The 13,822-nt window shown below is 49.1% G+C and carries 15 protein-coding genes and 1 other annotated feature; of the genes, 2 read left to right on the top strand and 13 right to left on the bottom strand.

All coding sequences use genetic code 11. The annotated features are described in order from the left end of the window. Positions 1-100: 100 nt before the first annotated feature. The 5 genes from tatC to V6668_RS06835 form a co-directional block, all read right to left on the bottom strand. Positions 101-883, bottom strand: coding sequence for a twin-arginine translocase subunit TatC (tatC, locus tag V6668_RS06855; RefSeq protein WP_017690078.1), 783 nt, complete (start codon positions 881-883; stop codon positions 101-103). 78 nt (positions 884-961) lie between these two features. Then, positions 962-1,210, bottom strand: a complete 249-nt coding sequence (gene tatA / locus V6668_RS06850) for a twin-arginine translocase TatA/TatE family subunit (RefSeq protein ID WP_036611264.1) — start codon at positions 1,208-1,210, stop codon at positions 962-964. 208 nt (positions 1,211-1,418) lie between these two features. Further along, complete coding sequence (locus V6668_RS06845) at positions 1,419-1,904, bottom strand: MogA/MoaB family molybdenum cofactor biosynthesis protein (protein ID WP_017690080.1); 486 nt, start codon at positions 1,902-1,904, stop codon at positions 1,419-1,421. Positions 1,905-1,941: 37 nt separating this feature from the next. Continuing rightward, positions 1,942-2,433: a cyclic pyranopterin monophosphate synthase MoaC gene (moaC, locus tag V6668_RS06840; protein ID WP_338708002.1), complete on the bottom strand. Its 492-nt coding sequence runs from the start codon at positions 2,431-2,433 to the stop codon at positions 1,942-1,944. A 27-nt stretch (positions 2,434-2,460) separates the two neighbouring features. Continuing rightward, the gene (locus tag V6668_RS06835) at positions 2,461-3,099 is read right to left on the bottom strand and encodes a 5-formyltetrahydrofolate cyclo-ligase (RefSeq protein ID WP_338708001.1); all 639 of its coding nucleotides are present in this window, start codon (positions 3,097-3,099) and stop codon (positions 2,461-2,463) included. Between the two features lie 279 nt (positions 3,100-3,378). Between V6668_RS06835 and V6668_RS06830 the strand changes: the two genes are divergently transcribed. Next, entirely contained in the window at positions 3,379-5,337 is a 1,959-nt protein-coding gene (locus V6668_RS06830; RefSeq protein WP_338708000.1) for an ABC-F family ATP-binding cassette domain-containing protein, read from the top strand. 652 nt (positions 5,338-5,989) lie between these two features. Here V6668_RS06830 and V6668_RS06825 read toward each other — a convergent pair. The 8 genes from V6668_RS06825 to V6668_RS06795 all read right to left on the bottom strand — a co-directional run bounded on the left by V6668_RS06825 (position 5,990) and on the right by V6668_RS06795 (position 12,401). Beyond that, positions 5,990-7,549, bottom strand: coding sequence for a 2-isopropylmalate synthase (locus tag V6668_RS06825; protein ID WP_036668956.1), 1,560 nt, complete (start codon positions 7,547-7,549; stop codon positions 5,990-5,992). 335 nt (positions 7,550-7,884) lie between these two features. Then, positions 7,885-8,223 (bottom strand) — a binding site (T-box leader). Then, on the bottom strand, positions 8,198-8,344 hold the full coding sequence (locus tag V6668_RS32210) for a hypothetical protein (protein WP_422395246.1): 147 nt from the start codon (positions 8,342-8,344) through the stop codon (positions 8,198-8,200). (Overlaps the previous feature by 26 nt.) Before the next feature lie 388 nt (positions 8,345-8,732). After that, positions 8,733-9,788 carry a tRNA (adenosine(37)-N6)-threonylcarbamoyltransferase complex transferase subunit TsaD gene (gene tsaD / locus V6668_RS06820; RefSeq protein ID WP_017690086.1) on the bottom strand — a complete coding sequence of 352 codons (1,056 nt, stop codon included), beginning with the start codon at positions 9,786-9,788 and terminating at the stop codon, positions 8,733-8,735. Then, positions 9,785-10,306, bottom strand: a complete 522-nt coding sequence (gene rimI, locus V6668_RS06815; RefSeq protein ID WP_036668955.1) for a ribosomal protein S18-alanine N-acetyltransferase — start codon at positions 10,304-10,306, stop codon at positions 9,785-9,787. Before rimI ends, tsaD begins: the two co-directional genes overlap by 4 nt. A 17-nt stretch (positions 10,307-10,323) precedes the next feature. Continuing rightward, positions 10,324-11,172 carry a tRNA (adenosine(37)-N6)-threonylcarbamoyltransferase complex dimerization subunit type 1 TsaB gene (gene tsaB / locus V6668_RS06810; RefSeq protein ID WP_422395269.1) on the bottom strand — a complete coding sequence of 283 codons (849 nt, stop codon included), beginning with the start codon at positions 11,170-11,172 and terminating at the stop codon, positions 10,324-10,326. A 2-nt stretch (positions 11,173-11,174) separates the two neighbouring features. Continuing rightward, on the bottom strand, positions 11,175-11,657 hold the full coding sequence (gene tsaE / locus V6668_RS06805) for a tRNA (adenosine(37)-N6)-threonylcarbamoyltransferase complex ATPase subunit type 1 TsaE (protein ID WP_338707998.1): 483 nt from the start codon (positions 11,655-11,657) through the stop codon (positions 11,175-11,177). Positions 11,658-11,923: 266 nt separating this feature from the next. Continuing rightward, positions 11,924-12,100 (bottom strand): H-type small acid-soluble spore protein, encoded by a 177-nt coding sequence (locus V6668_RS06800; RefSeq protein ID WP_338708907.1) that lies wholly within the window; start codon positions 12,098-12,100, stop codon positions 11,924-11,926. 4 nt (positions 12,101-12,104) lie between these two features. Further along, positions 12,105-12,401 (bottom strand): hypothetical protein, encoded by a 297-nt coding sequence (locus tag V6668_RS06795; protein ID WP_076209630.1) that lies wholly within the window; start codon positions 12,399-12,401, stop codon positions 12,105-12,107. 250 nt (positions 12,402-12,651) lie between these two features. On the opposite strand from V6668_RS06795, the gene V6668_RS06790 reads away from it, so the two are divergent. Next, positions 12,652-13,566, top strand: a complete 915-nt coding sequence (locus V6668_RS06790; protein WP_074093934.1) for a Ku protein — start codon at positions 12,652-12,654, stop codon at positions 13,564-13,566. The last annotated feature ends 256 nt before the right edge of the window (positions 13,567-13,822 follow it).

Raw genomic sequence — 13,822 nt, 5'->3', positions numbered from 1 at the left:
ATAATATGCCTGCTTGTCCTGTCGTGTTGTCGGCAGTCTACAGAAATAGCCCGGATAAGAACATACCGTCTTTTCCGGGCACATTACAGCTTATCCTCATTCAGCCCGCATGTTTCTTATCCTCGGCACGAACGTAGCGGGATTCGATCTCTTCATCGGCTGCAAGCTGCTTGCGATATACGATTGCGGATAATAACACACTGATCTCATATAACAAGAGCAAGGGAATCATCACCAGAAGGTCGGAAATAAAGTCTGGAGGTGTAATGACCACTGCAATGAAGATCAGAACAAAATAAGAGACTCTGCGCATCTTGCGAAGACGAATTGGATTCAGAATCCGCAGTCCTGTCAGAAACATAATAAGTAAAGGAAGTTCAAATAACAGGGACACAGGCAACACAATGCCAAACAGGAAGCTGAAATACTGTTTCATCCCGTAGGTCTCCACAAGCCCCATCTTCTCCGTAATCGCTGTTGTGAAGGCGAGTGCCATGGGAAAAATAACATAATACGAGAAAGCCATACCTGTCAGAAATAAAAGAAACACATAGGGCACATACTTCAGCGTTGCTTTTCGCTCGCGCGGCTTTAGCCCTGGACTAACAAACTTCCAGATCTGATACACCGTAAACGGCAGTGTAATAATAAGTGAGAACAACCCTGCAATCTTCATATAGATGCCAATCCCGTCCCAGAACGAGAAGGCATGTAATACAAAACCTTTTGCCGACTCTGCCTTGGTCAAATATTGGTATACCGGGTCCGCCACAAAAAATCCTGCAATCAGTCCCAGCACAAAAATGCTTAGTACATAGATCAGCCGCTTGCGCAGCTCACTCAGATGTTCCGTAATCGACATTTCTTCCATTTGCTGCGTCATGCCTGCCCCCCATTATTGCCAGCTTAAAATACAAAACCCTTCCGGCAGGAAGGGATTTCTCTTTCATTGCCGTCAAGATTATTCCGGCAGGCGTTTATCAGCAGGCTTGTCTGCAGGTGTGCTCTCAGCCGCCAGCGGTTTCGCCTTCTCCTGCTCTTTGCGATTGGACGAGTCATCCTCAGAGATAATCTCGCGAGCGCCCTCTTTGAATTCACGGAAGGTACGCCCAACTGCACGTCCCAGTTCCGGAAGTTTGTTGGGTCCAAACAACAACAATGCAATCACGGCCAGCAAAATAAAACCCGTAGGTCCAATGGAACTTAACATTGATATTCCTCCTCGTCTCAAGCTTCGAAGATGCGCATACTCGGCCAGATGTTCATAGATGTCTCTGCTGCGTTCTTAATTTAAGCCCATCATACCATAGATGTAACCACTTACATAACCCGCAAAATTCACAAATAAGAGATGTCACTAGAACAGTCTAACAACGGTCATGGCTAATCGGATATCTTGCCCCAAAGTCCGTGCTCAATTATTGCTTGAACTGACCCGTAACCATCAGCAGCGCTTCCGGAAGCTGATCCATAATGGCAGCCAGATGTTCATGCACACCCTTTGGTGTACCTGGCAGATTCACAATCAGCGTGCGTCCACGAATGCCACATACCCCGCGGAACAGCATTGCAGAACGGTTTTTGCTCATTACACTGTACCGCATGGCCTCTGCCATCCCGGGAACTTCCCGCTCAATTACGCGCCGGGTCGCTTCCGGAGTAATATCACGAATGGCCAGCTCCGTGCCACCGGTAGTCAGCACCAGATCGGCGTGAAAATAATCCGTCATCTCAATCAAAGCCGCAATAATCTCATCGGGTTCATCCGGAACGATACGGTACTCCACGATTTGACCACCCAGCTCTTCTTCCACCAGCTCCCGAATGACTTGTGCACTCGTATCCTCACGTTCCCCGCGGGCTCCTTTGTCACTGGCTGTCAGGATTGCTGTTCTCCACACCATAAAGATCACCCTTCTCCTCTATGAAAATAAATATTGCCTATCGGCTGTAATCACCGTTTTTGCCACCACTCTTGGAATTAAGCATGGTTGGACCGATAATCATATCTTTTTGCATGGCCTTGCACATGTCATAGACCGTCAGTGCCGCAGCCGAAACTGCCGTGAGCGCCTCCATCTCAACACCCGTTTTGCCTTCAGTTTTGACAGTAACTTCAATGTGTAATTCATCCACTCCATTATCATGAAAACGAATATCCACACCCGTCAGTGCCAGCGGATGGCACATCGGAATCCAGTCCGACGTTTTTTTCGCGCCTTGAATCCCGGCAATCTGAGCCACAGCCAGAACATCACCTTTGCCGATTCGGCCCTCCCGAATCGCTTCCAGTGTATCTGGATTCATCGTCACTTTGGTTACAGCCACAGCCGTACGTACGGTAATTTCCTTACCTGAGATATCAACCATCCGGGCCCGCCCCTGTTCATTAAAATGGGTCAGTTTGCCACCCGAAGCCTGGCCGTTGTTCACTTCTGAACTCAATCACATCACAACCCTTTATTCGATATGTAATATACCTTCGGTTGTTATCAACAGATCAATCCGCAGATCGAGCAGGTCCATCGGGATCTCCTCCTGTAACTGACCCGGCAATACCATCGCAGCCATCAACGGTTTCTTGCCCGTCATCACACATGTTGCTGCAAGCGTCTCGGCAAAACGATCATAATAACCGCCACCATAACCAATACGCCCGCCGTGGAGATCATAACCAAGCCCCGGTACCAATACGAGATCGATATCCGGCCAATCATCAGGCGTCAGGACTTCACAGGAATCCTTAGGTTCGGGTATCCCCCATATGCCTGGCTCCAGATCTTGTTCTCCGGTCACTCGCCGTAGCTCCATTCGAGGTGGATTCGCCAACACTTTTGGTGCAAACATCACATCTCCATGATTCCAGCCCTCTTGAAACAGAAAAGCTGTGGACGCTTCGCTTCCATAGGACAGATAACTGAATATGACGAGTGGTTTGTTCACAACCTTGCTCTTGGCCTGTCTAAGGCGCTCCAGCTCCCGCTTCACTCCAGCATTAATCTTAGTCATCGCCTGCTGACGCATGCTTGCATCCATCAGATCACGGCTCTGTCTTAGTCTGGATCGAAGCTGACTTTTCAGTTCCGCATGATCCTGCATATCCTTGAATAACCTCCTGTTGATAGGGAAGGTAGAAAAAAGCTCTCATTAAAAACAATTTATATGTTATGACCAGTTGTCATCTTGTTGAAATGGTTAAAATGATTCATTTTCTGCAAAATCCTCATGTAATAACATGCCTTCTTTCAGTTTATCATTGATTGATCAAAAAGACTACATACCCCATGCGTTCCCAATCGGTGCAATTGCTCTGTATTTCATGTAAACTGGGATATAGTTGTCATATCAAGAACTGGACCTATGGAGGAACTTAATTTTATGCTGCTGCAAGTATCCGGAATTATCAAACGTTTTGGTGTCGATCCAATCCTGGACGGCGTGAACTTACAAATATTAGAACGCGAGCGCATCGGCCTCGTTGGTGTAAACGGTGCCGGGAAATCCACTTTGCTCAAAATTATAGCCGGTGAAATGTCCTATGACGGAGGACAGATTTTCAAGTCCAAAGAAACGACACTCGGTTACCTCGCTCAGAACAGCGGGCTGCAATCCGACCGTAACATCTGGGAAGAAATGATGAACGTATTCGCTCACCTGACACAGGCTGAAGCCGATTTGCGTCAGATGGAACGCGATATTGCCGACCCTGCCCAGATGGAAGATGAGAAAAAGTATGCGGACCTGCTGGAACGTTATGCGAAACGATCCGATTGGTTCAAGGACCATGGCGGTTATGAAATGGAAACCCGCATTCGCAGCGTACTGCACGGGATGGGATTCGGCGAATTTTCGCCAGACACCCCCATTGCTACTCTGAGCGGCGGGCAGAAGACACGCCTTGCCCTTGCTCGTATTTTGCTTCAGGCACCCGATCTGCTCATGCTGGACGAACCTACCAACTATCTCGATATCGCCACCCTTACTTGGTTGGAAGATTATCTGAGAGGTTATTCAGGCGCACTGCTCGTGGTATCCCATGACCGGTACTTCCTTGATCGACTCGTAACGACCATCGTTGAGATCGAACGTCACCGCTCCAAAAAATATACGGGCAATTACAGCCGTTATATGGAGCTCAAAGCTGCCGAGTACGAAACTCAGATGAAGCAATATGAGAAACAACAGGGTGAAATCTCCAAGATGGAAGATTTTATTCAGAAAAACATCGTACGTGCTTCGACGACCAAACGGGCGCAAAGCCGGCGTAAAGCCCTCGACAAAATGGAGCGGCTTGATAAACCGATGGGAGATTTGAAAAAAGCCCATTTTTCCTTCGAAACCGCCGTTATGTCCGGCAAGGAAGTGCTTCGAGTGGATCAGCTATCCGTCGCTTATGACGAGGCTTCTCCATTGTTCCGCAACGTATCCTTTGATTTGCGACGCGGGGAAACGGTTGCTCTGATTGGACCAAACGGTATTGGTAAATCAACCATGCTGAAGTGTCTCACCGGAAGTTTACGTCCGGTGACCGGAGAGATCCAATGGGGAACGAAAGTACAGATTGGCTATTACGATCAGGAACAGACTGGACTCAATCCGTCTAACACGGTTCTGGAAGAACTGTGGAGTGCCTATCCCGGGATGGAAGAAGCACGCATTCGAACCGTACTGGGGAACTTTTTGTTCAGCGGTGACGATGTGCTCAAGAAAATCTCTTCCCTCAGCGGCGGTGAGAAGGCACGTGTGTCTCTCTCCAAGCTGATGCTGAAGGAAGCCAACATGCTCATTCTGGATGAGCCTACGAACCATCTCGACCTGTTTGCCAAAGAAGTGCTGGAAGCGGCATTAATGGATTATGAAGGCACCCTGCTGTTCATCTCCCATGACCGGTACTTCCTCAACAAAATGGCTGAACGCATTGTTGAACTTCATCCAGGCGGCACAGAGCAATATCTCGGTAATTACGATGATTATGTGGAGAAAAAACAGGAGCTTGAGGACATCGCACGTGAAGCTGCTGAGGCACGTCAGGCTTCGTCCAAGAACTCGTCCAAATCCGATCTGAACACAGCCACAACCGAAAAATCCGGAGCGGCTTCATTCGAAGCGGAAAAACAGGCGAAGCGTGAAGAGCGCAACCGACAACGCAAGCAGGAAGCTCTGGAACAACAGATTGCAGAGTTGGAAACAAAGATTACCGAACTTGAGGCACAGATGGCTCTGCCTGAAATCTATCAGGATTATATGAAGCTGCAAGAACTCCAGCAACAATCGGAGGAACACAAAGCAGAACTCACCAAGGCATACGAGGACTGGGAAGAACTAGCTATGGAATAGTACGAATAGTACAGACTCAGAACATGGCTTGATCGGCTCCATGCAAGTATAGTTATACCACCGGCTGATTCCTTATTGGGATCAGCTTTTTGTTTGTTGAGGATGCGTATAGAAGCTATGCACCTTATGTTCTTTATGTTCCTTGAGATTGAACTCTAACATACGGAGGTTAGGGGAGCTGTTTTGACTTTTGTCAAATTTACTCGAATGAAGAGAAATATTTTTATCCCCCTGTCCCTCACACTTATCCACAAGAAAGCAAGATAGCAAGCACATTAATAAGCTTAATTATACAGCGGTAGAATAGCCTTTTTCACACAAAAACCATATTTATCCACCAAGTTATCCACTTTATCCACAACTTTGTGGATAGTAAGGAGTCATTCTATCCCCTAAACCCTTTTCGTTTCGAAAACTATGCTGGTTTGGCTTTGGGATAGTTACCCACAAATTACACTGGATATGTGGATAACTATAGTCACACCTTGACAAATGCATCCTTCCACTCCTCAATATACCTCCATAATAAGACAAAAGCAGACCTTTGTCGTTCAAGGCCTGCCCGTCATTTATTTACTATATGCCATGCATATTTATATCGAATTGCAATTGCTACTATTGCCGCTGTAGATGCGATCTGGCAATAGATGTTTTACGCATGTGCTTCTTGTTCATGATGTTCGGAAGACTCGGCCTTCAGCCCAGCAGCATTACAAGCCGCTACATACGCCAAACCGGCAGCCATGACGATATCATTATGTGTTGCTGTTCCCCGGAACTCACGTCCTGCACGCTCCACGGTAACTACAGCTTCTGCACTTGCACCCTCTCCACCACTCAAGGCATGCATCTCCATATCTACAAATGCAATATCATCGGAAATGCTCTGACCAATCGCACGGATGGTTGCATCCACGGGTCCACCGCCAACAGCGGAGTAAGATTGTTCTCCAGCGCTTGTGCGAATGCGAACGGCGGCCATTCGATCCGTCATACTGCCCGCTGTCACCTGCAATTCAACCAGTTCATAGTCCTGTGCAGGAATATTCATAGTCTGGCTAACCATCTGTAATAACTGGTCGTCACTGACCACTTTTTGCTGGTCTGCGGTTTCTTTGAACACCTCATACAATTGCTCCATCTGTTGCTCATCCGGCTCAAAACCGTATTTGCGAACCCGATCTTTCAGGGCGTGACGACCGGAGTGTTTGCCCAAAATAATCATGCTGCGTGGGATACCCAGCGCTTCCGGGTCCATAATCTCATAGGTGCTCCGATTCTTCAGCAGACCATCCTGATGGATGCCGGATTCATGCTGGAATGCATTACGTCCCACCACTGGCTTGTTGTACGCAATCGGGAAGTGCATCGCACGGCTAATCTGACGTGAAGTCTCATACAGCTGATTCAGCTTAATGTTCGTCGTTGCACCAATTGCGTCTCCCCGAGTCTCCAACGCCATAATCAGCTCTTCCAGTGCACAGTTCCCCGTCCGTTCTCCGATACCATTGATGGTCACTTCAATCTGGGTAGCTCCATTGGCAATCGCAGCCAAACTATTGGCTACGGCCAGGCCCAGATCATTGTGACAGTGAGCACTATAACGAACCTGATCGCCACCTCTTGCACCCTCACGCACCCGGCGGAACATCTCACCATACTCATGTGGCAGGGCATATCCGACCGTATCCGGCAGATTAATAATGCTCGCTCCAGCTTCAATGGCGACTTCAACCATTTCAATCAGATCGTCCATCTTGGTACGAGCAGCGTCCATGGCTGTGAACTCTACAATGTCCGTGAACTGACGTGCATAAGATACCATCTCACGAGCGGTAGCCACCACTTCACTGCGCGGACGCCGCAGTTGATGCTCAATATGAATATCCGAAGAAGAGATAAACAGGTGAATTCGGCGCCGTGCTGCATCCGCTGTTGCTTGAACAGCTGCATCGATATCACCTTTGACCGCACGCGCGAATCCACAGATCTCCACGTTCTGCAACTGTCTCGAAATCGCCTGAACCGCCGCGAACTCACCTGGACTGGAGATCGGGAATCCAGGCTCAATGACGTCGATACCCAGAGAAGCCAGTTGGTGTGCCAGTTCAATCTTTTGCTCGGGCTGCAGACTTGCTCCCGGTGCCTGTTCTCCATCACGCAGCGTTGTATCAAAAATTTCAATCATGCGTTTGTTATTAGTTGTTGTCATATCCATCAACCTCCATCAAATTTTTATAAATATTTTCGTTACGATCCACGTGCCACAGAACACCCGCTAATCGCCGTCCCTGTTGTTATATATTTTGTTTGTAAACGCGTATGTTGTTTGTAGCTTAGTCCTTGGTGATCAGTAATACCTGTTGAATGTTTCGTGCCTATACTTGTTGTTCAATGTCCGTTACTCGTTCGTTGTATATCCTGCTTACCTTCATGACAGAGTGTACGTCGACTTACACCCTGACCTTCTGATTTTTTAATCCCCATATGGTTCTTCCCATGCCCACCCTGCTGCCGGCAGCAAACACAAATAACCCGCCATCTCATATAAGAGACGGCGGGTTATTATCCCCTCCGCGGTACCACTCTCGCTTGATGGGCCAGGCTTGCGCCGGACTCCATCCACCTCGTCGTCTCCGAAATCCGCTGGATGTGCGTGCACGCACGACACTACTCGCATTCGGAGAAACACCCTATAACGGGGGTTAACCGTTGCTGTGTAACACATGTTGTTGTCCATCAGGACAACTGGGCGATTGATATCGTCCCCACGTTTCCACAACTCCGTTCCCGGGCGAGATTCGAATGATTCCAGCCACTGCGTCGCACCACCCCGCAGCTCTCTGAGCGCTTTATCATTCTACTGCTCCCGTTCATCACATTTATAATATGACCTAACTTCATTATTTTGAAAATCAAAAAAGCCTGCCACCTCATGCAATAATGCAAGAGACGACAGGCTGTTCACCTTCGCGGTACCACTCTTGTTGACTTCCTTCCTGTTCATTCAAGACAACCCCTGAATGCTTTCGCATATCCGGATCACTTGAAGCAGCCTGAAAGCCCCCTCAGTTATCGTCAGTTGATCCTTATAATAACGGTCCTACCGACAACGGCCCATTCACGGAGGCAACCCGTAACCATGTACTTTGGGCCATGATCGGCCTTCGGATTCTCCCGGGGAGTCACCGTGTTCCATCGTTCCGCTTCCAGGTGAGTTTCAGGTTTCCTTCGACTGCGTTGCACCATACCGCAGCTCTCTAAGACCGGGAATGACCTTACTATTCCTGTTCATCGCGTTTATCAGTTCAGGAATCTGAATTCCTGTTTAAATTTGTAACTAAATATACATTCTTTACATCCCTGCTGTCAACTCTTAATCTCAAACTGCTTAGCTATACGGACTGAACGGACCATTCCTCAAGGGAAAGTCCCGGATCTGCCTTCGCATCAAATTCAGCAATTTCTCCCCGCTGCCATTTCAGATACGCAGCCGCTCCAATCATGGCCGCATTATCTGTACAATATTCCATTGGCGGGATCAACAGTTCAAGCCCTTCCTTCGTGCATCGCTCCTGTAATGCCGAGCGTAACCCCCGGTTAGCTGCAACACCACCGCATAATAACAGTTGACGTGAACCATATTCACGAACTGCTCTAACGGCTTTCTCCACCAGTACTTCAACAACAGCTTCCTGGAAACCACGTGCAACCGCAGACGGCTCCAAGGTTTCTCCGCGCATTTTGGCCTGGTTGAGCACATTCAGTACAGCAGACTTCAGACCACTGAGACTGAAATCATACGAACCTGCTTCCAGCCATACCCGTGGTAATGGCACTACATCCTCCGCTTCAGACGCCATCCGGTCCACATGCGGGCCTCCCGGATAAGGACAACCCAGTGCACGTGCTACTTTGTCATACGCTTCGCCTACGGCATCATCACGTGTACGACCAATCAGTTTGAACTTACCCTCGGATTCCATATGCACGAGTTCTGTATGTCCACCAGATACGACCAGTGCCATCGCTGGATATTGCAGTTCATGAGTAAGTCGGTTGGCATAGATATGCCCGGCAATATGATGTGTGCCAATGAGCGGTTTGCCCAGTGCCATCGCCATCGTTTTAGCCGCAACGATACCCACCAGCAGTGCTCCGACCAGCCCCGGACCTTGCGTCACGGCGATTGCACTTAGATCACGTGGACGAATGCCGGACTGTTCGATCGCCTGTTCCAGCATCAACGTAATGACTTCAACGTGTTTCCGTGAAGCCACTTCAGGTACAACACCACCAAATGCCTTATGCGTCTCGATCTGACTTGAGATCAGATTGGACAACACTTCCCGTCCATCTTTGACTACTGCTACCGATGTTTCATCACAGCTTGTCTCCACCGCCAAAATATAGGATGGTGCAGAATTTATTTTTTCATTAAGTTCGTTCATGAATCCAGTACGCTTCCTTCCTCTTCGCCGCTCCGGCCTGCAGACGGCAAGTTCGCCCACATAATCATCGCATCTTCCCCATTATCGGAGTAATATCCTTTACGAAGACCCGCCGATTCAAACCCTTTTTTCTGATATAAACGCTGAGCAATGCTGTTCGAGACTCTGACCTCCAGCGTCATTCGTTCCATCCCGAGATAAGCCGCTGTGCTCATTAATTCATCCAGTAACTTTTCGCCAAGCTTGCGTCCACGATACGCGCCTCTGACTGCAATATTGGTAATATGGGCTTCATCCATGATTGTCCACATACCTGCATAGCCGATGGCTTTTCCTTCTAATTCCATCACCATATATTTAGCAAAATGATTGTGTGTCAATTCATTTTGAAATGCTTCTTCCGTCCAGGGCAGGGTAAAGGCCTCATGTTCAATCTCCATCACATCGGGAATATCCGCGAGTGTCATGAACCTGAACTGAAGCGTTGCTTCCTGCTTATTATTCGCCACATTGTCCATCTGCTTCCCCTCCCCCTTTAGCCTTTGCGCAGCAGATTGGCTTCCGCTTCAGACAGCTGGGTGTAGTTCGGCACCAGCGCATGCACGTCATCACGCTGACCTGCAAGCAGCGCGGCGGCGCCAAGGCGCCCAACCCAGCGGCCTTCCAGCTCATAAGGTACGAGCTGGAGCGCCGTTCCTGCGGGGCAGCGAAGCTCCGCCGCTGCCGCAGCATGAGGGCCCGTCTCGCCGACGATCCAGACGGCTACGGGCCGCTCTTCCGGCGCCGCCTCCGCCATGCGGGCGGCGAGGGCTTCCAGCCATCCGTCCATCTTGCGGATGGCATCAGGCGCCAGACGCCGGGGCGCATCGCTCCCGGCGGAGGCAAACAGCGCGGTGCACGCTTGACCGCGCCGTGCATCCACAAGCGGAACGATCCAGTGGACAGGGGCAGCACCTGTGCTGCCCTGGTCCGCGGATGGCGTTCCGCCAGCCCCTGCTGCGGCATCCTCTGCCGCAGCTTCCGCCTTGGCGGCAAGGCCGCTGTGCCAGCCGCCCCAGGCGATGGCCTGAAGGCTGGACACCCCGGCTACGGGGATGTCCCACGCCCAGGCCAGTGTCTTCGCCGCGGTCACCGCAATGCGGATGCCCGTGTACGAGCCTGGGCCAACGCCAACGGCAATGCCGTCCAGTTGGCCAGGTTGTGTGTTGCTGGCGGCCAGCAGCTGCTCCATCACCGGTACGACGTGTACCGAATGGTTGCGCTCAGCCCGTTCATTGCGTTCTTGCAGAAGCGCATGATCTTCCATCATCGCAGCTGCCATCACTGCGGTGGATGTATCCAACGCCAAAAACCGCTGACGCGGCTCTTTTTGTAAATCTTCCATCATCATTTGACTCCATTCTGTCTGAACTGTCGGCATATGGCTGCATAAGTCTCGCCGTACCCATCCAGCGTAATCGTTCGATCTTCCAGGCCCGTTGTGTCAATCTGCACATGCAAATGCTCTTGCGGCAGCAATTCGGGAATGATACTCGACCACTCCACCAGACTGACTCCGGCTCCATAGAAATATTCATCAAGTCCAAGCTCATCCGCTTCTTCCAGCGATATGCGATATACATCCATGTGATATAAAGGCAGACGCCCTTCGTACTCCTTAATTAGTGTGAATGTGGGACTGCTTACCACATCACGTACACCCAAATGCCAGGCAAATTTCTGTGAAAATGCCGTTTTTCCCGCGCCCAGATCACCATCCAAAGCAATCACCATGCCGGCGTTTGCCTGTCTGGCGAGTGCGGAAGCGAGTGCTTCTGTATCTGCAATGCCATGGGATTGATACACCCACTGCTCGTGCGTCTGATTCAATATTCGCCCCACCTTTGGCGGTCCAGCCGCCTGAGTTCACTTTGAACCTTATTATATCGGTCCCTTTCTTCCCCCGCAACATCCAAGGAGGCAAGCGGAAATATAACATGCATTATTAGACGTGTCTCAAAACTCGCTTCCTTCGAAGTTTCAGACTCCTATTAGGAAAAACCAAAAACCGGCACCTCTCGGTACCGGCCGTGTTATGCATATATTTCTGCGTTTATTCATTCTCTAATTCCTCTATAACGATATGCTACTTGTATCTACTCCTCCAAGCGATCCACACGAACCGTCTGGGTATTTCCCGGCCTGCTGCCAACCTGAACGGTTGCCATACCATTGGCTTCATCCACATTCTCGATCCAGACTGGATCTCCCTCCAGCGTAACGGCAATGGTATCCTTCGAATCATAGATCGCTCTGGCGCGCTTTGCATCCATCATCTTATTCATACTCCCCTTCAGGATCATCATGTGACTCTCGAACCATGCTATCTGTTGTACTTTCACCAATATAACCGTTATCTTCCGTAACCTGTCCCCCGCCTAACCCTTCATTCACCATCCGGTCAATGTCGAGCATGAACGACTCCCGATCAAGGGGCAATTCTTCCGAAGTGACCGCTTCCCAGTTTACAGCTGTAGCAGGTGTATAGAATTCTTCAGCACTTTCGGCTTTGGCAAGAGGATACGGAGAAAATGCATGCTTGTGTGCTTCTTCCTCATCACGTCTATTCTTCAATATTGCACCTCCCGGCATATGTGCTGCGAGAATAACTACCTAATCCCATGCTCGTATTCCTGTCGGAATCCAAACATGTTTCTGTTATCATCCCCGAGTCTCGCCGAACCATACGAATTCGTTCGGCTACAAGACGATTATCCCTTGCGCCAGATGCCCATACTATTGAATATAAATCCGTGTTCAAAAAGTCCGTTTTCAGTACCGAGAAGATGGAATTTTTGAACAACCTTTTGAAAGGAGCCGATCTATGCATACCGTCTGGAAAGGTGCAATCAGTTTTGGCCTTGTGCATGTCCCTGTCAAAATGTTCTCGGCTACCGAAGACAAAGACATCTCCATGCGCTACATCCATAAAGTCTGCGGCAGCCCGCTCGCTTATGTTCGTCAATGTCCCTCCTGTGAAGTGGACGTGAAGTGGGAAGAGATCACCAAAGGCTATGAATATGAAAAAGGAAAGTTTGTTCTCTTCGAGAAAGATGAATTGGAAGCGTTAAATGATTCCACCAGTAAAACCATTACCATACTGGATTTTGTCGACTTGACCGAGATTGACCCGATATATTTCCAGAAAACATATTACCTATCGCCCGATCAGGCTGGGGGAAATGCTTACCAGCTGTTGATGAACGCAATGCGGGATACCGGCAAAATTGGCATTGCCAAAATCTCCATCCGCTCGAAGAGCAGTCTGGCTGCCATACGTGTGCTGGAAGATTGCCTCTCCATGGAGACGATTTTCTATCCGGATGAGATTCGTCCTGTCTCCCAGGTGCCTAACTTGCCGGAAGTGCAGAACGTGAATGAAAAGGAACTCACGATGGCAAAGTTGCTGATTGATCAATTGTCCACACCTTTTGAACCCGGTAAATACACCGATGACTATCGCAGCAAACTGCTGGATCTTATTCAGCACAAAGTGGCGGGCGAAGAAATCAAGATTGCTCCAGCCAAACCTGAAGCCAATGTGATGGATTTAATGGCTGCCTTGCAGGCAAGTATCGAGGCGGTGAAGCCTATTCCGGCTGACCCTGGGACAACAACGGCCAAGCCTAAGAAACGTGCGCCACGAAAAACGCCTGCTCAAGCGGTTGCCGGAGGAGAATCCGATACACCTGCTACACCAGCCAAAAGAAAAAAGGCGACACCTAAACCAAAAGTTTGAATGTCGCTAAGGCAAGACCGATTCCGTTATATGCATGTGTAATGCGTTCAACTCAAGTCCGGCTTTACAGTCGGATTTTTTTGTTTTACAGAACTATTGAAGCAGTTCTTGTCAACAAAACTCCAGTTTTAATCGTAAAATACGATTGACGAAAGCTGATTTATATTTTATATTAACTTATGAAAAGTAACTTATTTATAAATATACAGTCACGCTGTAATTCTGCTTCAACAATATGCAATTTCCATAATCCGTT

The sequence above is a fragment of the Paenibacillus amylolyticus genome, assembly GCF_036894225.1.
In the GTDB taxonomy this organism is placed as follows: Bacteria; Bacillota; Bacilli; order Paenibacillales; family Paenibacillaceae; genus Paenibacillus; species Paenibacillus amylolyticus.
This window is presented reverse-complemented; position numbering and strand designations above follow the sequence as displayed.